General features: G+C 72.8%; 19 protein-coding genes. 6 read left to right on the forward strand and 13 right to left on the reverse strand.

The window, feature by feature from the left end; genetic code table 11:
- Positions 1 to 50 precede the first annotated feature (50 nt).
- On the reverse strand, positions 51 to 1,214 hold the full coding sequence (locus ACFCZ1_RS35975) for a glycerophosphodiester phosphodiesterase (RefSeq protein ID WP_376682508.1): 1,164 nt from the start codon (positions 1,212 to 1,214) through the stop codon (positions 51 to 53).
- Between the two features lie 272 nt (positions 1,215 to 1,486).
- On the opposite strand from ACFCZ1_RS35975, the gene ACFCZ1_RS35980 reads away from it, so the two are divergent.
- Positions 1,487 to 2,116, forward strand: a complete 630-nt coding sequence (locus ACFCZ1_RS35980; protein WP_376682509.1) for a lysophospholipid acyltransferase family protein — start codon at positions 1,487 to 1,489, stop codon at positions 2,114 to 2,116.
- Positions 2,117 to 2,123: 7 nt separating this feature from the next.
- On the opposite strand, the gene ACFCZ1_RS35985 is transcribed toward ACFCZ1_RS35980, so the two are convergent.
- From ACFCZ1_RS35985 to ACFCZ1_RS35995, 3 genes are all read right to left on the reverse strand, one after another.
- Positions 2,124 to 3,602, reverse strand: a complete 1,479-nt coding sequence (locus ACFCZ1_RS35985) for a membrane-associated oxidoreductase (protein WP_376682510.1) — start codon at positions 3,600 to 3,602, stop codon at positions 2,124 to 2,126.
- A 68-nt stretch (positions 3,603 to 3,670) separates the two neighbouring features.
- A complete protein-coding gene (locus ACFCZ1_RS35990; RefSeq protein ID WP_376682511.1) occupies positions 3,671 to 5,215 on the reverse strand; it encodes an MFS transporter in 1,545 nt (514 codons plus the stop codon).
- On the reverse strand, positions 5,215 to 5,763 hold the full coding sequence (locus tag ACFCZ1_RS35995; RefSeq protein WP_376682512.1) for a TetR/AcrR family transcriptional regulator: 549 nt from the start codon (positions 5,761 to 5,763) through the stop codon (positions 5,215 to 5,217). Before ACFCZ1_RS35995 ends, ACFCZ1_RS35990 begins: the two co-directional genes overlap by 1 nt.
- A 98-nt stretch (positions 5,764 to 5,861) precedes the next feature.
- Between ACFCZ1_RS35995 and ACFCZ1_RS36000 the strand changes: the two genes are divergently transcribed.
- A complete protein-coding gene (locus ACFCZ1_RS36000; RefSeq protein ID WP_376682534.1) occupies positions 5,862 to 6,404 on the forward strand; it encodes an HAD domain-containing protein in 543 nt (180 codons plus the stop codon).
- A 96-nt stretch (positions 6,405 to 6,500) separates the two neighbouring features.
- On the opposite strand, the gene argH is transcribed toward ACFCZ1_RS36000, so the two are convergent.
- A complete protein-coding gene (gene argH, locus ACFCZ1_RS36005; RefSeq protein ID WP_376682513.1) occupies positions 6,501 to 7,928 on the reverse strand; it encodes an argininosuccinate lyase in 1,428 nt (475 codons plus the stop codon).
- A 308-nt stretch (positions 7,929 to 8,236) separates the two neighbouring features.
- Between argH and ACFCZ1_RS36010 the strand changes: the two genes are divergently transcribed.
- Genes ACFCZ1_RS36010 through ACFCZ1_RS36020 form a run of 3 tightly spaced genes read left to right on the forward strand, consistent with a single transcriptional unit; the run spans position 8,237 to position 11,019 of the window.
- Positions 8,237 to 9,733, forward strand: a complete 1,497-nt coding sequence (locus ACFCZ1_RS36010) for a hypothetical protein (protein WP_376682514.1) — start codon at positions 8,237 to 8,239, stop codon at positions 9,731 to 9,733.
- Positions 9,734 to 9,738: 5 nt separating this feature from the next.
- Positions 9,739 to 10,320: a pyridoxamine 5'-phosphate oxidase family protein gene (locus ACFCZ1_RS36015; RefSeq protein WP_376682515.1), complete on the forward strand. Its 582-nt coding sequence runs from the start codon at positions 9,739 to 9,741 to the stop codon at positions 10,318 to 10,320.
- A gap of 6 nt (positions 10,321 to 10,326) precedes the next feature.
- A complete protein-coding gene (locus tag ACFCZ1_RS36020) occupies positions 10,327 to 11,019 on the forward strand; it encodes a L,D-transpeptidase (RefSeq protein ID WP_376682535.1) in 693 nt (230 codons plus the stop codon).
- Between the two features lie 60 nt (positions 11,020 to 11,079).
- On the opposite strand, the gene ACFCZ1_RS36025 is transcribed toward ACFCZ1_RS36020, so the two are convergent.
- From ACFCZ1_RS36025 to ACFCZ1_RS36060, 8 genes are all read right to left on the reverse strand, one after another.
- On the reverse strand, positions 11,080 to 11,643 hold the full coding sequence (locus ACFCZ1_RS36025; protein ID WP_376682516.1) for an arginine repressor: 564 nt from the start codon (positions 11,641 to 11,643) through the stop codon (positions 11,080 to 11,082).
- A 7-nt stretch (positions 11,644 to 11,650) separates the two neighbouring features.
- The gene (locus tag ACFCZ1_RS36030) at positions 11,651 to 12,877 is read right to left on the reverse strand and encodes an acetylornithine transaminase (RefSeq protein WP_376682517.1); all 1,227 of its coding nucleotides are present in this window, start codon (positions 12,875 to 12,877) and stop codon (positions 11,651 to 11,653) included.
- Positions 12,874 to 13,782, reverse strand: coding sequence for an acetylglutamate kinase (gene argB / locus ACFCZ1_RS36035; RefSeq protein ID WP_376682518.1), 909 nt, complete (start codon positions 13,780 to 13,782; stop codon positions 12,874 to 12,876). The genes ACFCZ1_RS36030 and argB overlap by 4 nt, the downstream gene beginning before the upstream one ends.
- Entirely contained in the window at positions 13,779 to 14,951 is a 1,173-nt protein-coding gene (argJ, locus tag ACFCZ1_RS36040) for a bifunctional glutamate N-acetyltransferase/amino-acid acetyltransferase ArgJ (protein ID WP_376682519.1), read from the reverse strand. The genes argB and argJ overlap by 4 nt, the downstream gene beginning before the upstream one ends.
- On the reverse strand, positions 14,948 to 15,988 hold the full coding sequence (argC, locus tag ACFCZ1_RS36045; protein WP_376682520.1) for an N-acetyl-gamma-glutamyl-phosphate reductase: 1,041 nt from the start codon (positions 15,986 to 15,988) through the stop codon (positions 14,948 to 14,950). The genes argJ and argC overlap by 4 nt, the downstream gene beginning before the upstream one ends.
- Positions 15,989 to 16,126: 138 nt before the next feature.
- Positions 16,127 to 16,876 (reverse strand): N-acetyltransferase, encoded by a 750-nt coding sequence (locus ACFCZ1_RS36050; RefSeq protein ID WP_376682521.1) that lies wholly within the window; start codon positions 16,874 to 16,876, stop codon positions 16,127 to 16,129.
- A gap of 40 nt (positions 16,877 to 16,916) precedes the next feature.
- Positions 16,917 to 17,492 (reverse strand): histidine phosphatase family protein, encoded by a 576-nt coding sequence (locus ACFCZ1_RS36055; RefSeq protein WP_376682522.1) that lies wholly within the window; start codon positions 17,490 to 17,492, stop codon positions 16,917 to 16,919.
- Positions 17,493 to 17,523: 31 nt separating this feature from the next.
- Positions 17,524 to 18,993, reverse strand: coding sequence for a PLP-dependent aminotransferase family protein (locus tag ACFCZ1_RS36060; protein ID WP_376682523.1), 1,470 nt, complete (start codon positions 18,991 to 18,993; stop codon positions 17,524 to 17,526).
- Here ACFCZ1_RS36060 and ACFCZ1_RS36065 point away from each other — a divergent pair.
- Complete coding sequence (locus tag ACFCZ1_RS36065) at positions 18,992 to 19,942, forward strand: DMT family transporter (protein WP_376682524.1); 951 nt, start codon at positions 18,992 to 18,994, stop codon at positions 19,940 to 19,942. The two genes, ACFCZ1_RS36060 and ACFCZ1_RS36065, sit on opposite strands and share 2 nt — an antisense overlap.
- The last annotated feature ends 6 nt before the right edge of the window (positions 19,943 to 19,948 follow it).

Genomic DNA, 19,948 nt, shown 5'->3' on the forward strand with positions numbered 1-19,948 from the left:
GCCGGGCGGTTTCCGCGCCGGGCCCGGCCCACTCGTTCGGGAAGGTCCGCTCAGCGGTTGACGGGGCGTCGGCCCGGCCGGAAGGCCTCCGCCGCGAGCAGCCCGGTGTCCGGGTTGTCCGTGAAGATGCCGTCGATGCCCTGTTCGAAGTACGCCCGGAAGGCTCCGAAGGCGTCCCCGTACGCGGCCGGATCCGTGCCCTTGCGATAGTCGGCCGGCAGGAAGCTGTTCTCGTTGCGCGCGGTGTAGGGGTGCAGCACCAGCCCCTGGGCGTGGGCGTCCTTGACCAGGGTGGTCGGGGCACCGAGCTTGCCTGCCGCGTCGCGCGGGAGGATCAGGTCCATGGTGGGGCCGATGCCCTGGGCGAAGCCCGCGATCCAGCGCAGCCCCTCGGGCTTGACCAGGTCCGCGACCGTACGCGGGTCCTTGGCCTGTTCGAAGTCCCAGGGGCGGGTGCCCGCCGCGGAGAGCAGGACCACGCGGGGCGCCGAGACCAGCCGGGAGAGCCGCTGGATGCTGGAGGGTTCGAAGGACTGCAGGAACACGGCCGAGTCGCGGCGGTCGCGTCCGTAGCGGCGCAGCAGTGCGGCGAGGGGCTCCTCCAGGCCGAGGCCCAGCGCCCTGAAGTAGCTGGGGTGCTTGGTCTCCACGTGCAGCCAGACCTGCCGGTCGCGCCTGCGGCCCTCCCGGTTGGCCCAGCGCAGGACCTCCTCGAAGGTGGGCACCGCCCACTGGCCGTCGTAGAGCGTGTTGCGCTGGCGGACGGCGGGGATGCGTTCCTTCGCCCGCAGGGTCTTGAGCTCGGCGAGGGTGAAGTCCTCGGTGAACCAGCCGGTGACGGAGACCCCGTCCACGGACTTGGTGGTGCGCCGGGAGGCGAACTCGGGGTGGTCGGCGACGTCGGTGGTGCCGCCGATCTCGTTCTCGTGGCGGCACACCAGGTGGCCGTCCCGGGTCGGGACCAGGTCCTGCTCGATGACGTCGGCACCCAGGTCGAGGGCGAGCTGGTAGGAGCCGAGCGTGTGCTCCGGCCGGTAGCCGCTGGCCCCGCGGTGGCCGATCACCGTGGGGTGGGGGAGGTCCCGGTAGCCTCCCCCGCCGTGGCCCGCCTCGGATGCCGTGGCGGTTCCCGCCGCCAGCCCGGTGAATCCGGTTCCGGCCGCCAGGACCGCGGCCCCCAGGACCGTGCGCCGCGCTGCCCCACCCTGTGTCATGAATGCCACTCCCCGTTGCGAAAAGGCCCGGATCTGCGTGGCGATCGTAGGCAAAGGGGGGTGTAGGCAGGGCCAGCACGCGGGAAACATGGCGCAAACGCGTGTCAACACTGCGTATCCGTGTTGTGAACCCGATGTGCGATCAGAGCTGACCCGCGAGTATCGTCCTCACCTGCACTACCGCTCTGTGGTGGGTGCGAGAACCGCTTTTCGATGCCGGAGGGCCCACGTTGTTCCGTACGCGCCTCATCAAAGCCACTGTCGGACCGGTCATGCGCCTGATGTTCCGCACCCGGGTGGAGGGCGTCGAGAACATTCCGGGCACCGGACCGGTGATTCTGGCGGGCAACCACCTCACCTTCATCGACTCCATGATCCTTCCGCTGGTGTGCGACCGGACGGTCCACTTCATCGGCAAGGACGAGTACGTGACGGGCAAGGGCGTCAAGGGACGCGCGATGGCCTGGTTCTTCACCGGCGCCGGCATGATCCCCGTCGACCGCGACGGGGCCAACGGCGGGGTCGCGGCCCTGATGACCGGACGCCGGATCCTCGAAGAGGGCAAGATCTTCGGCATCTACCCGGAGGGCACCCGCTCCCCCGACGGCCGCCTCTACCGCGGCCGCACCGGCATCGCCCGGCTGACCCTGATGACCGGCGCCCCCGTGGTCCCGTTCGCGATGATCGGCACCGACAAGCTCCAGCCCGGCGGCGCCGGGATGCCGCGCCCGGGCCGGGTCACCGTCCGCTTCGGCGAGCCGATGGAGTTCTCCCGCTACGAGGGCATGGACCGCGACCGGTACGTGCTGCGCGCCGTCACCGACTCGGTGATGGCCGAGGTCATGCGGCTCTCGGGCCAGGAGTACGTGGACATGTACGCCACCAAAGCGAAGGCCGCCTGAAACCGCTTCACTGGCGCTGGAGTGACCGGCTCACGCCCGCCGCCGTCGTGGTGGCGAGGATCCAGCCGGTCACGATCAGCAGGTACGACAGCCACTGGTACCAGCCGCTCGGCGCGAAGGCCGACTCCTGCCCGAAGCCGATGATCGGCAGCATCAGGTCGATCGTGTAGAAGACGGCGTTGAAGTCCGGCGCCTCCCCCGCCTTCAGCGGCCGGGGCGCGTGCAGACCGTAGGCGATCGAGCCGACGAGCAGGAGCGCGAGCAGCCAGCCGGCCGCACGCAGCGGCCGGAAGCCGTAGCCGACCGTGACGTCCTGGAGCAGCCCCCAGACCCTGGCGTGCCGGGGCAGCGTGTGACGGTGCCGGCGCAGCTTGGCGAGCTGCACGGTCCGGGCGGCCGCCTCGTCGCCGGCCGTACGGTAGGCCGCGGCGAGCTGCTCGTAGGCGTACGGGAGGTAGCCGGACTCCTCGCGCTCCAGGGCGGGCAGCCGCTGCTCGGCGGGCAGGTGCGGGGCGAGCGTGCGGTAGGTGAGGCCGTCGACGCGGATCTGCTCGGGCCAGGTCTCGGGCGGCATGTGCAGCAGGTCGAACTGCGAGCGCCGCAGGTTCACGCCGCCCTGGAGCCGCTCGCAGGAGCGCAGCCAGACCTCGCCGATCACGCAGCTGGAGGCGCGCAGGGCGACGCCGCCGGGATTGACGAACCGGGCATAGGCGAAGTTGAGCTGGCCCGGTATGCGGGAGCCGGTGAGGTTGATCCGGCCGCGGGCCTCCATCCGCATGGCGCGCAGGTCGGTTCCGACGACGAGGGTCTCGGCGTGCAGGGCGGTGCCGCCCGGGGCGAGGAGGCGGGCGTCGTCGAGGTTGACCTGGCCGCCGACTGTGGCGCCGTTGACGCGGGTCTGGCCGTGGACGGTCAGGCCGAAGGCGATGACGTCGGTCCCGATCGTGGCGTGATTGAGCTGGAGCGGTGGTTCCTGGGCGCCCTCGTCGGGGGTGCCGGGGGTGCCGAGGACCGCACCCTGGAGGAAGAGGCCGCCGGATATCTGGGCTCCGGCGAGGCGGACGGGGCCGGTGATGCGGCAGCAGGACATCCGGAGCACGACTTCGACCCGCAAGGTGGCGGCGGTCAGGCCCGGCAGGAACGACTCGGTGAGGACGAGGGCGCGCAGCCGGGCCCCGTACAGGCCCGGCTTGTGCTCGAACCAGCAGCCGCGCATGCGCATCGGGGCCTCGATCGCGGCGTACTTGAGATCCAGCCTGCCGATGATCTTCGCGCCCTTGATCTTGAGGCCGGCGACCTGGCCGGGCACGGAGGGGCTGTTGACCAGCAAGGCGCGGAGCACGTCGGCGCGGACGGTCCGCCCGGGGCCCCACGACGCGCCGTCCGCCGCGTCCTCGTCGGGGCTCTCCCGGAAGTCGACGCCCTCACCGCGCGGGAAGGCGTCCCATACGCGGCGCTCGGCCGGGGTCAGATCGTTGATCTCCATCGCCGGGATGGTGTCCCGGGGTCCGACGGACTGTCAACTCCATTTGGTGCAGCAGACCTTGCGGGGAGTCAATGCTCGATGCCGCCCTGGAGGCTCTGGCCCCTGAGCAGGAACCAGGCGGCCGCGGCGGTGGCCAGCAGCACGGCCGCGCCGACGCCGGAGGCGAGCCGCAGCCCGTCCACGAAGGCCTCCTGGGCGGCGCCGACCATCACCTCGGCGGTGTGCGGATCCAGCGACCTGGCCACGTCTACGGCTCCGCCGAGGGATTCGTGGGCGGCGCCGGCGACGGGCGCGGCGACGGAGTCCGGGGCGGTGAAGCCCTGGTAGACGCCGGTCACGATGGAGCCGAGCAGGGCGATACCGAGGGCGGCGCCGAGTTCGTACGCCGTCTCGGAGACGGCCGATGCCGAACCGGCCTGTTCCTTGGGCACGCTGGAGAGGATGACGTCGGCGGTGACGGTGAAGGAGAAGCCGGCGCCGAGGCCGACGAAGAGCAGGGCCGCGCCGAGCAGCGGGTAGGCCGTCTCCTTGTGGATCAAGGTGAGCACGGCGAGGGCCAGGCCGATGGCGGCGAGACCGCCGGCGACGACGGACCGTACGGAGTGCCGGCGGGCGTACCGCCCGGCGACCAGGCCGGTGGCCACCGCGCCGATGGCGGCGGGCAGTTCGGCCAGGCCCGCCTCCAGCGGGTCGCGGCCCTGTACGAGCTGGAGGAACTGGGAGAGGAAGAAGACCAGCCCGGACAGGCCGAAGACGGTGAGCAGGTCGGCGAGGACCGCGCCGGAGAAACCGCGGTGCTTGAAGAGCCGCATGTCGAGCAGCGGGGACGGCAGGGTGAACTGGCGGCGCACGAAGGCGTACAGGCACGCGGCGCCGATGACGGCGGCCGCCCAGACGCCCCGGGTCGCGCCGTGGGTGGCGACTTCCTTGACGGCGTACACGACGCCGATGACGCCTATGAGCGACAGGCCGACGCTGACCAGGTCCCAGGGTCCGGCGACCGGGTTCTTCGACTCGGGCAGCAGTCTGATGCCGACGAGGACCAGGACGATCATCACGGGCAGGTTGATGAGGAAGACCGAGCCCCACCAGAAGTGCTGGAGCAGGGCCCCGCCGACGACCGGGCCGACGGCGGCGCCGGCGGAGGCGGTGGCGCCCCAGATACCGATGGCGAGGCTGCGCTCCCCGGCGTCGTGGAAGATGTTGCGGATCAGCGCGAGGGTGGACGGCATCAGGGTCGCGCCGGCCACGCCGAGCAGGGCCCGGGCGACGATCATCATCTCGGGGCTGGTCGCGTAGGCGCCCAGGACGGAGACGGCGCCGAAGGCCGTGGCACCGGCCAGCAGCAGCTTCTTGCGGCCGATGCGGTCGCCGAGGGAGCCCATGGAGACGAGCAGCCCGGCGATGACGAAGGAGTAGATGTCGCCGATCCACAGCAGCTGGGTGCCGGAGGGCTCCAGGTCCTCGGACAGGGACGGGGTGGCGAGACCGAGTACGGTGGCGTCCACCGCGACCAGCAGCACGGCCAGCACGAGGACGCAGAGCGCCAGCCAGCGCCCGGGGCTCTTCCCCTCCACCTCCGTCTGCCGGTCGAGCTGTTCGGTACCGCTCATCACTCCACGCTCCGTCGCGCGCCACCGAGCAGCAGCTCGATGATCATGTACTGGAAGTCCTTGGCCGCGACCCGGCCGTCCATGACGGCCCAGGCGCAGGTGCCGATGAGGCCGTAGAGGGCCTCGGTGAGCCAGGCGGGGCTCAGGTCGATCCGGATGTCACCCTCGGCCTGGCCGCGCCGGAAGAGCGCCCCGACGCGGGCGTCGAGACGGGCCCATCCCTCGTTGACCTGGTCGCCTTCGAACAGCTGGTTCTCGGTGACGAGGAAGGCCAGCAGCCCGGCATTGGGCTCGGTCTCCGCAACGAGCCTGCGCAGCGCGTCGACCGCGCTCCCCTCGTCCAGGCGGGCGTTGTCGAAGGCCACCTCGAACTCGCGGATACCGAGGTCTTCGAGGGCCCGTACGAGGGCGTCGCGCCCGGCGAAGTGCCGGTGGAGGGTCGCCCGCCCGATCCCGGCGGCGCGGGCGACCTCGTCCATCGTGGCGGTCGACTTGCGGGAAAGCAGGGCTGCCGCGTCGCGGAGCACCTGGTCACGATCCATGGCCATGAGACAAGCATAACCCGAATGAGACGCCACTGTCTCATTCGATCGACAAATGGGCTGCGCACGTGCAGCCTGAAAGGAATCCTGCCGAGATGAAGCCGATGAAGCCGCTGCTGCTGATCGACGTCGACGGACCGCTGAACCCCTACGCGGCCAAGCCCCGGCGCCACCCCGAGGGGTACACCACCCACCGCATGCGGCCCACGGGCTGGACTTCGGCCGAGAGCGCGAAGCCCTTGCGGGTCTGGCTCAATCCCGGCCACGGCCCGGAGCTGCTCGCACTGGCCGACGCGTACGAGCTGGTCTGGGCCACGACGTGGAAGGACGAGGCCAACGACTGGATAGGCCCGCACCTGGGCCTGCCGAGGCTCCCCTTCGTCGACTGGCCGGTGATGCACGGCCGGGCGCCGCGCGGCACCTTCTGGAAGACGCAGTACGTCCTGGAGTACGCGGGGTCCCGGCCCTTCGCCTGGATCGACGACGACATCACGGCCATGGACCACGAGTACGTCGACCGGCTGCACCCGGCGCGGGCACTGCTCATGAGGATCGACGAACGGATCGGGCTGACCCGGACGGACTTCGACGCGCTGGCGCAGTGGGCGGAGGCCGTCTGCCCCCGGAAGGGCGGCCGTGGACGGTGACCGGCCGTTCCCGGTCACCGTCGCCGGCCGGTTCCCCGTCATGCCGCAGGGGCGGGAGGAGCCGGCCGGCTCCTCCCGCCCCTGCGGGCACGGCGTCTACTGCTTGTGGGCTGCCCAGGCGTGCTGGATGACCAGGTCCGCCTTCAGCTCGGTCAGCTGGACGGCGACCGCCGACGGGGCGGTGCCGCCCCGGCCGCTCCGCGAGGCCAGCGCACCCTTGACGTTCAGCACGGTCCGGACCTCGGGGGTCAAGTGCTCCGAGATCTTCGCGAACTGTTCGTCCGTCAGCTCGTCCAGCTCGATCCCGAGCACCTCGCAGACCTTGACGCACTCGCCGGCCACCTCGTGCGCCACCCGGAACGGCACACCCTGCTTGACCAGCCACTCCGCGATGTCGGTGGCGAGCGAGAAGCCCGCCGGGGCCAGCTCCTCCATCCGCTCCCGGTTGACCGTGAGGGTGGCCATCATCCCGGTGAAGGCGGGCAGCAGGACCTCGAGGGTGTCACAGGAGTCGAAGACGGGCTCCTTGTCCTCCTGGAGGTCCCGGTTGTACGCCAGCGGCAGCGCCTTGAGCGTGGCGAGCAGGCCGGTCAGGTTGCCGATGAGGCGGCCCGACTTGCCGCGCGCCAGCTCCGCGATGTCCGGGTTCTTCTTCTGCGGCATGATCGACGACCCGGTCGAGAAGGCGTCGTGCAGGGTCACGAAGGAGAACTCCTTCGTGTTCCAGATGATGATCTCCTCCGCGATCCGGGACAGGTTGATCCCGATCATCGCGGTGACGAAGGCGAACTCGGCGACGAAGTCGCGCGAGGCCGTGCCGTCGATCGAATTGCCGACCGAGCCGCGCTCGAAGCCCAGGTCCGCGGCGACCGCCTCCGGGTCCAGGCCCAGCGAGGAACCGGCGAGGGCCCCCGAGCCGTACGGGGAGACCGCGGTGCGAGTGTCCCACTGGCGCAATCGCTCCGCGTCCCGGGACAGGGACTGCACGTGGGCCAGTACGTGGTGCGCGAAGAGCACGGGCTGCGCGTGCTGGAGGTGGGTCCGGCCGGGCATCGCCACGTCCGCGTGGCTCTCGGCGAGACCGACCAGCGCGTCCTGGAGGTCGGCGACCAGGCCGCCGATGATCCGGGCGTGGTCGCGCAGGTACATCCGGAAGAGGGTGGCCACCTGGTCGTTGCGGGACCGGCCGGCCCGCAGCTTGCCGCCGAGGTCGGGGCCGAGCCGCTCCAGCAGGCCGCGCTCCAGGGCGGTGTGCACGTCCTCGTCGGCGACGGTGCCGGTGAAGGAGCCGTCCGCCACATCGGCTTCGAGCTGACCGAGGCCGGCGATCATGCGTTCGAGCTCTTCGGGCGTGAGCAGGCCCGCCTTGTGCAGCACGCGGGCGTGGGCCCGTGAGCCCGTGATGTCGTACGGCGCGAGGCGCCAGTCGAAGTGGACCGACGCGGACAGCTTCGCGAGGGCCTCGGCAGGGCCGTCGGCGAAGCGCCCGCCCCAGAGCCGGACGTCACCGTTGTTGCTGCTCACAGCTACTGCTCCTCAAGACTGCATGGCTTCGGGTGTGCAACGGCCTCCCCGCCGCGGAGGTAACGGGGAGGCCGTACTCGTACTGCGCGTTACGGCTCGGGGCGAGGCCCCGGCGGGCCGGGACCTCCGAGAAGCGACCGGGGACCTCTTGGTGGTGGGGTGGTGGCGGGTCAGCGGCAAGCATAATTATGCAGTACTCCGTATGTTTCGTCAATCGCGATGCCCACCGCCCCTTGACCAGCTCGTATATCGAGGGCGCCGCCCGTTCCGGCCGCCTACGATCAGCGCCGGACATCCGGGGAGGGCACGTGTGGGACTTGGGACGGGACACGGACCGGGGGCGGGCCGCGGTGGCGGTGCTGCTGAGAAGGGACCCCGCCGTCGCCGTCGGCATGCTGTTCCGGAGCGGGCCGGAGGCCTGGATCGCCTTCGACGAGGAGGTGCGGCACGACTGCTCCCGGCCCGGCGGGGCCCCGCGGAGCAAACGGATCGAGGCCCGCCTGTGCGACCCCGACGGACGGGTCCGCGAGTCCGCGCTGAGCGCGTGGCGGCGCCCGCCGCCGCAGCTCGTCGTGATCCGGTGCGCCGACTGGGTCCCCGCCGTACGGAGCCGCGCCCGGCGGGTGCTCGGCAGGATCGTGGCCGAGAACCCCGTCGCCGCGCTGATCACGCTCGCCCCGCTCATCCTCCGCCTCGGCCGACGCGAGCACGGCGCCTGGGCGCTGGAACAGCTGGAGGCCGCCGTGAGCGGCCGGTACTCCCTGCTCGCCGCGTGGTGGCGCCCCGGGCGGCCCTCGACGACGTGGAGCCCGAACTCGCTGACCGGCGAGCAGCGTGACGCCGTCCTGAACCACCTGAGCCTCGGGGCCGACCTGCCGGCCCGGCGGTTCGCCGCCCGGCTGACGGCGGCGGGCGGCCGGACCGGCGTACGGGAACTCGCCGCGCGGGCCCGCGAGGAGCGGGACCAGGTGACGAGCCGGATCTGGGCGGACGCCGCCCTGGCGGCCATGGCGGCCGGCGGGCCGGACGACGCGGCGATCGACGACCTCCTGGCCGGGCGCCTTCCGATGGTCAGGGCCGGCGGGGTCACCGCCCTGCGCGCGGCCGGGCGTGCGGCGGAGGCCGTGGAACACCTCGCCGACCGCTCCGGCACGGTCCGGGCGTGCGCCCGCTGGCTGGTCCGGCAGGGCGGTGACGACCCGTACGCCGTCTCCCGCGCTCTGGTGGAGGACCCGGCCCGGGTGACGCCGTACGCCGTGACCGGCTTCGCCGAGTGCGCCGGTCCCGCGGACGCACCGCTGCTGCACGCGCTGCTGGAGCACCCCGCCGGTGCGGTGCGGGCCGCAGCCGTGGGCGGGCTGCGGCTGCTGGAGGCCGCCGACCACGAGCTGCTGCGGCCGCTGCTGGACGACCCGATGCCCGCCGTGGCCCGCGAGGTCTCCCTGGGCCTGCGTCCCGGAGCCGGGCGGCTGCCCGCCGCCTGGCTGCTGGCCCGCACCGCTCCCGAGCGGCCGGTCCACACCCGCCGGGCCGCGTACCGGCTGCTGTACGCGCAGGGTGGCGTGGCGTGGCTGCGGGCCGCCGTGGAGCTGCAGGCGGACGGGGACCCGGGCCTGCGGCGCCTCGCCGCGCAGCACATCCAGGGCCTGTGGCCCGCCAAAGGGCCGATGTGCCTGCCGGCCCGGGACCCGGAGGTCGGCGCCCTGCTGGACCGTTGCACGGGGCTGGCCACCGACCACGCCAGACGATGGATGCGCTCCCAGCTCGGAATTCCCCGCGTGGAATGCGGCATGAGCGGATACTGATCGTCATGGGAAAGCTATACGAACGCATAGACGGCCGGCTGCGCACCTTCATCGAGGAGCAGCCGGTCTTCTTCACGGCGACCGCCCCGCTCGCGGGTGACGGGCACGTCAACCTGTCGCCCAAGGGCCGCGCCGGCACCCTCGTCGTCATCGACGAACAGACCCTCGCCTACCTGGACTTCGGCGGCAGCGGCGCCGAGACCATCGCGCACGTCCGCGAGAACGGCCGGATCACCCTGATGTGGTGCGCGTTCTCCGGCCCGCCCCACATCGTGCGCATCCACGGCGAGGGCGAGGCGGTCTTCCGCGACGACCCCCGCTGGGGCGGGCTGATCGCCCTGTTCGGCGGGGCCGACGGGCCGTCCGCCCGCGCGGTCATCGTCGTCCGCGCGCGCCGGATCGCCGATGTGTGCGGGTACGCCGTTCCCTTGATGGAGTACCAGGGCGAGCGCACCCTCCACTCGGAGTACTTCGGCCGCAAGACGGACGAGGAGTTCGCCGAGTACTGCGAGAAGAAGGACTTCATCGGAACGAGCCTCGACGGCCTGCCTGCGCTGCCCCTGCCCCTTCCGCCCCGTACCGTCTGACATGTGCTGCGTACCGCTCTCGTCACCGGCGTAACGATCGTCACCACCCTGCTCCCGCAGGGCGTCCAAAGTCCCCCGCTGCCCGGCCGTCTCGCCGACACCGGCGGCGGAAGTCAGCTGATCACCGCCGTCGCGCCCGCTCCCGGCTCCACGACCGGGCGGCTGACCTGGTGGGACCGGCGGGCGGGGCACTGGTACCAGGCGGGGAGCGCGGACGCCCGCTTCGGGGCGAGAGGGCTGACCGAGGGAACGACCCGGACCCAGGGCACCGACACCACACCGGCGGGCCTGTACGAGCTCCCGTACGCCTTCGGAATCCGGCGCGCACCGGCCGGGACGGCCTATTCCTACCGGCGGGTGACGGACCGTTCGTGGTGGTGCCAGGACAACGCGTCCGCCAGCTACAACCGCTGGGTGGAGCCGCTGCCCGCGGACTGCGCGCCGGGCGAGGCAGAGCACCTGGTGACGTACGAGAAGCAGTACGCGCACGCGCTGCTCATCGCCTTCAACTACGCCGAGCCCGTGCGCGGCCGGGGCGCGGGAATCTTCCTGCACGTCAACGGTAAGGGCGCGACGGCCGGTTGCGTGTCCGTACCGGAGGGGGCCATGCGGGAGATCCTGCGCTGGGCGGACCCGCGCCGCCGCCCCCACATCGCGATCGGCACGGAGTCCGGGGCCCTGGCCGTGACCCGGTACTAGGTCCTGTCGTCACAGTGGCGTCGGCCAGGCGCCACTGTGACGACAGGGCCAGGAGGCGGGTCAGCCCTCCTTCTGCGCCAGGCGCAGGAGGTGGTCGGCCAGCGCCTGGCCGCCCGCGGGGTCGCGGCTGATCAGCATCAGGGTGTCGTCGCCCGCGATCGTGCCCAGGATCTCGCGGAGTTCGGCCTGGTCGATCGCGGAGGCGAGGAACTGCGCCGCACCCGGCGGGGTGCGCAGGACCACGAGGTTCGCCGACGCCTCCGCCGAGATCAGCAGCTCCCCGGAGAGGCGCCGCATGCGCTCCTCCTTCGCGGACTCGCCGAGCGGGGCCTGCGGGGTCCGGAAGCCGCCCTCGCTGGGCACCGCGTAGATCAGCTCGCCGCCGGTGTTGCGGATCTTGACCGCGCCCAGCTCGTCGAGGTCCCGGGAGAGCGTCGCCTGGGTGACGCTCAGCCCGTCGTCGGCGAGCAGTTTGGCCAGCTGGCTCTGGGAGCGGACCGGCTGCCGGTTGAGGATGTCCACGATCCGGCGGTGGCGGGCGGTGCGGGTCTGCGGGACGGCCTGCCCTCCCCCAGACTCCGTCCGGGGGGACCCCCAGTCCTCGTTGTCCTGCGCCTGACTCATCGTCGTCTCATTCTCCGGATCCGTCCCCGTTGGCTGCGTCGAGGATGCCGGGCAGGTCCCGGAGGAACGCGTCCGCCTCGGCCTCGGACAGTACGTACGGGGGCATGAGCCGTACGACGTCGGGGGCGGGCGCGTTGACCAGGTAGCCGGCGTCCTGAGCCGCCTGTTGCACCTGGGGTGCGAGGGGCTCGGTCAGCACGATACCCAGCAGAAGGCCCGCACCGCGGACGTGGGAGACCAGCGGATGGGCGGAAGACTCGATTCCGGAGCGCAGCCGCTCGCCGCGCGCCTTGACCCGGTCGAGCAGGCCTTCGGTCGCGATGGTGTCGATGACGGCGAGGCCGGCGGCGCAGGCCACCGGGTTGCCGCCGAAGGTGGTGCCGTGCTGGCCGGGCTGGAGCAGGTCCGCGGCCGGGCCGAAGGCGACGACGGCACCGATGGGCAGACCGCCGCCGAGCCCCTTGGCGAGGGTGACGAGGTCGGGCTCGACGCCCTCGTGGGCCTGGTGCTCGAACCACTGGCCGCACCGGCCGATGCCGGTCTGCACCTCGTCGAGGACGAGGAGGGTGCCGGTGGCGCGGGTGATCTCGCGGGCGGCCGTCAGGTACCCCGCGGGCGGGACGACGACACCGTTCTCGCCCTGGACGGGCTCGATGACGACGAGCGCGGTCTGCTCGGTGACGGCGGCGCGCAGGGCCTCGGCGTCGCCGTAGGGGACGTGCGTGACGTCACCGGGCAGCGGCAGGAAGGGGTCCTGCTTCTTCGGCTGGCCGGTGAGCGCGAGGGCGCCCATGGTCCGGCCGTGGAATCCGCCCGTGGTGGCGACCATGTGGGTACGACCGGTCAGCCTGCCGATCTTGAAGGCGGCTTCGACCGCCTCCGCGCCGGAGTTGCAGAAGAAGACCTTGCCGGGGCGGCCGAAGAGCTGGAGCAGCCGCTCGCCGAGCGCGATGACCGGTTCGGAGGCGTAGAGGTTGGAGACGTGGCCCAGCGTCGAGATCTGGCCGGTCACGGCCGCGACGATCGCCGGGTGGGCGTGACCGAGGGCGTTGACCGCGATGCCGCCGACGAAGTCGGTGTACTGCTTGCCGTCCGCGTCCCAGACCTGGGCGCCCTCACCGCGCACGAGGGCGAGGGCCGGGGTGCCGTAGTTGTTGGTCAGCGCGCCCTGCCAACGGGCGCCGTACCGCTGGTTGCCGGTCTCCTGATGGGCGGTCACCTGATCGCCGGTCACTGCGTTCCCCCTTGCGGCTCGTCGGGCACGACCATCGTGCCGATTCCCTCGTCCGTGAAGATTTCCAGCAGGATGGAGTGCTGGACCCGTCCGTCGATCACCCGTGCGGTACTGACGCCGCCCCGGACGGCGTGCAGACAGCCCTGCATCTTGGGCACCATGCCGCTGGACAGCTCGGGCAGCAGCTTCTCCAGCTCGCTGACGGTGAGCCGGCTGATGACCTCGTCACTGTTGGGCCAGTCCGCGTAGAGGCCCTCGACGTCGGTGAGGACCATCAGCGTCTCGGCGCCGAGCGCGGCGGCCAGCGCCGCGGCCGCCGTGTCCGCGTTCACGTTGTACACGTGGTGGTCGTCTGCGCTGCGCGCGATGGAGGAGATGACCGGGATCCGGCCGTCCGCCAGCAGCGCCTCGATCGCGCCGGTGTCGATGGCGGTGATCTCGCCGACCCGCCCGATGTCGACGAGCTCGCCGTCGATCTCCGGGCTGTGCTTGGTGGCGGTGATGGTGTGGGCGTCCTCGCCGGTCAGGCCGACGGCGAGCGGCCCGTGCTGGTTGAGCAGGCCGACCAGCTCGCGCTGGACCTGGCCCGCCAGGACCATCCGTACGACGTCCATGGCTTCCGGGGTCGTGACGCGCAGGCCCGCCTTGAACTCGCTGATCAGGCCCTGCTTGTCGAGCTGGGCGTTGATCTGGGGGCCGCCGCCGTGCACCACGACGGGCTTGAGGCCGGCCTGGCGCAGGAAGACCACGTCCTGGGCGAAGGCGGCCTTGAGGTCGTCGTCGATCATGGCGTTGCCGCCGAACTTGATGACGACCACCTTGCCGTTGTGGCGGGTGAGCCACGGCAGTGCTTCGATGAGGATCTCCGCCTTGGGCAGAGCGGTGTGCTTCCTGGCGGTGCTCATGAGCTGTACGCGCTGTTCTCGTGGACGTACTCGGCGGTCAGGTCGTTGGCCCAGATGACGGCGGATTCGCCGCCGGTGGACAGGTCGGCGGTGATGCGGACCTCCCGGTCCTTCATGCTCACCAGGTCGCGGTCCTCGCCGACCGAGCCGTTCCTGCAGACCCAGACGCCGTTGATCGCGACGTTCAGCCGGTCCGGGTCGAAGGCGGCCCCGGTGGTGCCGATGGCGGAGAGCACCCGGCCCCAGTTCGGGTCTTCGCCGTGGATGGCGCACTTGAGCAGGTTGTTGCGGGCGATGGAGCGGCCGACCTCGACCGCGTCGTCCTCGCTGGCCGCGCCGATCACCTCGATGCGGATGTCCTTGCTGGCCCCCTCGGCGTCGCCGATCAGCTGGCGGGCGAGGTCGTCGCAGACGGTGCGTACGGCTTCGGCGAACGCCTCGTAGGCGGGTACCCGGCCGGAGGCCCCGGAGGCGAGCAGCAGCACCGTGTCGTTGGTGGACATGCAGCCGTCGGAGTCGACCCGGTCGAAGGTGGTGCGGGTGGCGGAGCGCAGCGCCCGGTCGAGGGTGGGACTGTCCACGTCGGCGTCGGTGGTGAGGACGACGAGCATGGTGGCCAGGCCCGGGGCGAGCATGCCCGCACCCTTGGCCATGCCGCCGACGGTCCAGCCTCCCTGGGAGACGGCGGCCGTCTTGTGCACGGTGTCGGTGGTCTTGATGGCGATGGCCGCGGCCTCGCCGCCGTCCGCCGACAGGGCGGCCGCGGCGGTCTCGATGCCCGGGAGCAGCTTGTCCATGGGGAGCAGGACGCCGATCAGGCCGGTGGACGCGACCGCGATCTCGCCGGCGTTGAAGTCCGCGCCCGGACCCTGCCCGGTCAGGACCTCGGCCGCCTTCTCGGCGGTGGCGTGGGTGTCCTGGAAGCCCTTGGGGCCGGTGCAGGCGTTGGCACCGCCGGAGTTGAGGACGACCGCGCCGACCGCGCCGCCGCGCAGGACCTGCTCGGACCAGTGCACGGGAGCAGCCTTGACGCGGTTGGAGGTGAAGACGCCCGCCGCGGACAGCCGCGGCCCGTTGTTGACCACGAGGGCGAGGTCCGGGTTGCCGTTGGCCTTGATCCCGGCGGCGATGCCGGCCGCGGTGAATCCCTGTGCTGCCGTGACGCTCACGGTGCCACTCCGATCGTGGAAAGACCCAGGCTCTCGTGGAGCCCGAGGGCGATGTTCATGCTCTGTACGGCGCCGCCGGCGGTGCCCTTGGCCAGGTTGTCGATGGCGCTGATCGCGATGATGCGCTGCGCGGACTCGTCGTAGGCGACCTGGAGGTGAACGGCGTTGGATCCGTGGACGGACTTGGTGGAGGGCCACTGGCCCTCGGGCAGCAGATGCACGAAGGGCTCGTCGGCGTACGCCTTCTCGTAGGCGGCGCGCAGCGACTCGGCGGTGGTGCCGGGGAGGGCCTTGGCGGAGCAGGTGGCGAGGATGCCGCGGGCCATGGGGACGAGGGTCGGTGTGAACGACACGCTGACCTCGGTGCCCGCGAGCGGGGACAGGTTCTGCACCATCTCGGGGGTGTGCCGGTGGCCGCCGCCCACGCCGTACGGGGTGACGCTGCCCATGACCTCGGCGCCGAGCAGGTGCGTCTTGAGTGCCTTGCCGGCCCCCGAGGTGCCGGTGGCCGCGACGATCACGGCCTCCGGCTCGGCGAGTCGCGCCTGGTAGGCGGGGAACAGCGCGAGGGTGACGGCGGTGGGGAAGCAGCCGGGGACGGCGATCCGCTTGGCGCCCTGCAGCGCGGCGCGCGCGCCGGGCAGCTCGGGCAGCCCGTACGGCCAGGTCCCGGCGTGCGGGGCGCCGTAGAACCTGTCCCAGTCGGCCGCGTTCTTGAGCCGGTGGTCGGCGCCCACGTCGATGACGAGGACGTCCTCGCCGAGCTGGGCGGCGACGGCGGCGGACTGGCCGTGCGGGAGCGCGAGGAAGACGACATCGTGCCGACGGCCCCGGCCCGCGAGGACCTCGGCGCTGGTCGCCTCCAGGGTCCGTCCCGCGAGCGGCACGAGGTGCGGCTGCAGGGAGCCGAGGAGCTGTCCGGCGTTGGAGTTGCCGGTCAGCGCACCGATCTCCACCTCGGGGTGCGAGAGCAGCAGGCGCAGCAGTTCACCGCCCGCATATCCACTCGCTCCGGCCACCGCTGCACGTACCACCATCGGACCTCCTCATCGATGGCATGACTATACGTACCGGCGCACTTTTATGCAAAGATCTCCGCGCCCTTCCAGGCCCACGGGCGGTACGGCGGCCGACGGGCCGCCGTCGCGCGGAGGCGGGCCGGCCGACCCCGCTCGTCAGCCGAGCCGGTGACGGACCCAGACGTTCGGCTCCACATAGACCGCGTAGCCCTGTTCCGGTTCGCAGCGGACGGGTGCCAGGGCGCCCGGGACGTGGACCGGGCCGGGCGCGTCGAAGGGTAGCCCCGTCCAGTCCCGCCACTGGGCGAGCGAGCCGGTGATCGTCATCGAGAGCGGGGCCACCGAGTCGATGACCCCGCCCGCCCGGACGTGGACGCGCAGCCAGGGGTCGTGCGGGAGGCCGTCCTCACGGGTCCGGTACGCGTACTCGTGGATCGAGGTGTCCGGCTCGGCCGGCTTCCCGCTGGGCCGGACGGGAGCCACCACCTCGGCGAAGCCCCGGGCACGGGCGTTCTCCCGCATCGCGGCCAGCATCAGGCCGGACAGGCCCTCGCCCTGCCGGCCGCTGGCGACGCTGATCTCGATGGCGCTCACGGTGTCGGGCTCGACCCCGCGCCGGCGGTCGGAGAAGGCCCACATCAGGATCCGGTCCCAGCCCTGCGCGGGCAGCACCCCGTCACGCTCCGGCGCGTGCTGCGCGAAGGGCAGGCTGAAGCCGCGGGCCACCACCGCGTCGCCGTCCGTGGCGATCAGCACGTATTCCGGGAACTCGGCCACCATCCGCGGATACAGCAGCCAGGCCAGCGAGTCGTGCTGGGCGAACTCGGGCCACGAGTCCTGCATGTCCCAGAGCCGGGCCGCCAGTTCGGGCCGCTCCGCAAGCGTGGTGATCTTCATTTCGGTCATCGCCGCAGGCTAGGAGGGAGCCGTGGGGGGTTCAACCGATTTACACCGGCGCCTGGAGGGAGAGGTGCCAGCGCCCCGACCAGCCCGTCAGGGTCACCGTGGACAGCGGCCTGACGTCCACGTTCCAGTAGGTCAGCGGTGGCGCCTTCAGCGCGTAGACCAGGGCCGCACGGACCACCGAGGGCTCCGCCACCGCCACGATCCGGCCCCCGTCGTCGGCCGGCCTGGTGTCCAGCCAGCCGCCGATGCGGGAGATGAAGGCGAGCAGCGGCTCCCCGCCGTGCGGGGCGGCCCGCGGGTCGGTGAGCCAGAGGTCGACCGCCCCTGGTTCGCGGGCGGTCACCTCGGCGAGGGTCAGCCCCCGCCAGCGGCCCATGTCGCACTCGCGGAGCGCGGGCTGGGCGAGGGGCGCGTACCCGAGGGCCTCGCCGGTGGCCCGGCTGCGCGGGGTCGGCGAGCAGTAGCGCAGCTCGGCCGCGCCCAGCGGCACGAGCCCGTGAGCGGCGTGCTCCACCGACCGGCGGCCGGGCCCGTCCAGCGGCCGGTCGTCGTCGAAGCGCTCGGCGAGCAGCGAGGAACTGCGGGCTGCCGCGACGAGCGAAACCCGAACATGCATGCGGTGATGGTGGGCCGCGCGGCGCACGGGGTCAAGCGTCTGGGCCGAGGCCGTGCGCCGGCCCGCCCGCGAGCCCCTCCGCCGGGCCCGCCTTCAGCCTCCGGACCGCTTCCACCAGTTCCCCGGGGCCCGAAACCCCCGCGAAGCTCAGCCGTACGAACGGACCCGGCGGTTCGGCGCAGAAGTACGGGCGGCCGGGCGCGACCGCGACCCCGGCGCGCAGGGCCGCCGCCGTGTAGCCCGCGTCGTCCTCGCCGCCGGCCGGCCGCACCCACAACTGGTAGCCGCCCGAGGGCAGGTGCGGCAGTTCGAGCCCGGGCAGCTCCCGTCGCAGGGCTCCCGCGAGCACGTCCCGCCGGTGGCGCAGCTCCGCGGCCACGGTCCGCAGGTGGCGCGGCCAGGCCGGTGCGCCGACCAGCTCCAGGGCGGCCTCCTGGAGCGGCCGGGGCACGAAGAAGCTGTCCACGACCTGGATGGCGCGCAGCCGGTCGACCACCGGTCCGCGGGCCGCGAGGGCGCCCACCCGCAGGCTGGGCGAGGTGGCCTTGGTCAGGGACCGGACGTGCACCACCACCCCGTCGGCGTCCTCGGCGGCCAGTGTCGCGGGCAGCGGCCCGGCGTCCTCGTGGGCCAGGGCGCGCGCGTAGTCGTCCTCGACGACGAAGGCCCCGGCGGCCCGGGCGATCCGCAGCACCTCGGCCCGCCGCCCGGGGGCCAGTACCGTCCCGGTCGGGTTCTGGAACAGCGGCTGGCACACGAAGACCCGTGCCCCGGTCGCTTCGAACGCGGCGGCGAGCAGCTCCGGCCGGACCCCGTCGGTGTCCACCGGGACCGGCACGGGCCGACAGCCGGAAGCGCGAGCGATGGCCAGCAGCCCGGGGTAGGTCGGGGACTCCACCAGGATCGGCGCCCCGGGCGGGGCGAGCGCCCGCAGGGCGGTGGACAGCGCGCTCTGCCCGCCCGCGGTGACCAGGACGTCGGCGGCGACGACCGATCCGCCGATCTCCCGGGCGAACCAGTCGCGCAGCTCGGGCAGCCCCTCGACGGGCGGCCGCCCCCAGGCTCCGGGCCGCCGCCCGGCCCGGGCCAGCGCGGCCGCCATGGCCCGCTCGGGCTGGAGCGAGGGGTGCAGGTAGCCGCTGTTGAGTTCGATCACCCCGGGCGGCGGCGCGGCCAGCGTGGTCAGCACCCCGGTGGCGTCCACGGAACGCGGGACGACCTCCCCGGCCCCTTCCACGCTGAGGGCGACCTCCTGCCAGGAGGTGTCCCCGGGCGCGGGCGCCGACGTACGCGGGCGGGCGCGGAAGACCCCGGCGCCGGGCCTGGTGACGACCAGACCCTCGGCGGCGAGCTGCGCGAGGGCGCGGGAGACGGTGACGGGGCTGACCCGGTAGCGCTCGACCAGGGCCCGGCTCGACGGGAGCTTTCCACCTACGGAGTAGCGGTTGAGCTCGGACCGGAGGCAATCGGCCAGTTCTGCCACACTGCTACGCTCATACATGACAGCACAGAATAGCGCTACCGCTCCGGTGACGATAGCGGTCGAGGGTCCCCGGGGCCGCACGTCCGGGGAACACGCGTCGGGCGCCCGCACGTCCGGACGCCGCGGCACCGCCCTCGCCCTGCTCGGGGTGATCGCCTTCTCCCTGACCTTCCCCTCCACCGCCTGGGGCCTGGAGAGCTTCGGACCCTGGTCGCTGGTCGCCCTGCGCAGTGCCCTCGCGGCCGTCATCGCCGGCGCCTTCCTGCTGGCGTGCCGGGTCCCGCCGCCCGCGCGCGAGCACTGGGCGGGGCTGGCCGTCGTCGCGGCCGGGGTGGTCGTCGGCTTCCCCCTGCTCACCACGCTCGCACTGACCACCTCCACGACCTCGCACGCGGCCGTGGTGGTCGGGCTGCTGCCGCTGACCACGGCCGCCCTGTCCGCGCTGCGCACCGGGGCCCGGCCCTCGCGCCGGTTCTGGGCGGCCGCCCTGGCCGGGGCGGCCGTGGTCATCGGGTTCACGGTGGCGCAGAGCGGCGGTTCGCTCTCGGCCGGCGACGCCTACCTGTTCGCCGCGCTGCTGGTGTGCGCCGCCGGCTACACCGAGGGCGGCCGCCTCGCCCGGACGCTGCCCGGCTGGCAGGTGATCGGCTGGGCGCTGGTGCTGTGCCTGCCCCTGAGCCTCGCCGGCTCCGCGCTGGGGCTCGCGTACGAGCCGGTGCACCTGACCGGCCACGGCGTGGCCGGCCTGGTGTGGGCGGCGGCGGGTTCCACCTTCCTCGGCCTTTACGTCTGGTACCGGGGCATGGCAGAGATCGGCGCGCCGCGGGCCAGCCAGCTCCAGCTCGCCCAGCCGCTGCTGACCCTGGTCTGGTCGGTGGCGCTCCTCGGCGAGCGGCTGTCGCCCGCCGCTCCCGTGGCCGCCTGCGCGGTCCTCGTCTGCATCGCCGTGACCCAACGGGTCAAATAGGTCCGG

It is taken from the genome of Streptomyces sp. NPDC056224, assembly GCF_042267665.1.
Classification (GTDB): Bacteria; Actinomycetota; Actinomycetes; order Streptomycetales; family Streptomycetaceae; genus Streptomyces.

Coding starts and splice junctions, on each gene's coding strand:
- ACFCZ1_RS35975 (WP_376682508.1), bottom strand. CDS start 1,214: ATGACACAGGGTGGGGCAGCGCGGCGCACGGTCCTGGGGGCCGCGGTC.
- ACFCZ1_RS35980 (WP_376682509.1), top strand. CDS start 1,487: ATGCGCCTGATGTTCCGCACCCGGGTGGAGGGCGTCGAGAACATTCCG.
- ACFCZ1_RS35985 (WP_376682510.1), bottom strand. CDS start 3,602: ATGGAGATCAACGATCTGACCCCGGCCGAGCGCCGCGTATGGGACGCC.
- ACFCZ1_RS35990 (WP_376682511.1), bottom strand. CDS start 5,215: ATGAGCGGTACCGAACAGCTCGACCGGCAGACGGAGGTGGAGGGGAAG.
- ACFCZ1_RS35995 (WP_376682512.1), bottom strand. CDS start 5,763: ATGGCCATGGATCGTGACCAGGTGCTCCGCGACGCGGCAGCCCTGCTT.
- ACFCZ1_RS36000 (WP_376682534.1), top strand. CDS start 5,862: ATGAAGCCGCTGCTGCTGATCGACGTCGACGGACCGCTGAACCCCTAC.
- ACFCZ1_RS36015 (WP_376682515.1), top strand. CDS start 9,739: ATGGGAAAGCTATACGAACGCATAGACGGCCGGCTGCGCACCTTCATC.
- ACFCZ1_RS36025 (WP_376682516.1), bottom strand. CDS start 11,643: ATGAGTCAGGCGCAGGACAACGAGGACTGGGGGTCCCCCCGGACGGAG.
- argB (WP_376682518.1), bottom strand. CDS start 13,782: ATGAGCACCGCCAGGAAGCACACCGCTCTGCCCAAGGCGGAGATCCTC.
- argC (WP_376682520.1), bottom strand. CDS start 15,988: ATGGTGGTACGTGCAGCGGTGGCCGGAGCGAGTGGATATGCGGGCGGT.
- ACFCZ1_RS36050 (WP_376682521.1), bottom strand. CDS start 16,876: ATGACCGAAATGAAGATCACCACGCTTGCGGAGCGGCCCGAACTGGCG.
- ACFCZ1_RS36055 (WP_376682522.1), bottom strand. CDS start 17,492: ATGCATGTTCGGGTTTCGCTCGTCGCGGCAGCCCGCAGTTCCTCGCTG.
- ACFCZ1_RS36065 (WP_376682524.1), top strand. CDS start 18,992: ATGACAGCACAGAATAGCGCTACCGCTCCGGTGACGATAGCGGTCGAG.
- ACFCZ1_RS36060 (WP_376682523.1), bottom strand. CDS start 18,993: ATGTATGAGCGTAGCAGTGTGGCAGAACTGGCCGATTGCCTCCGGTCC.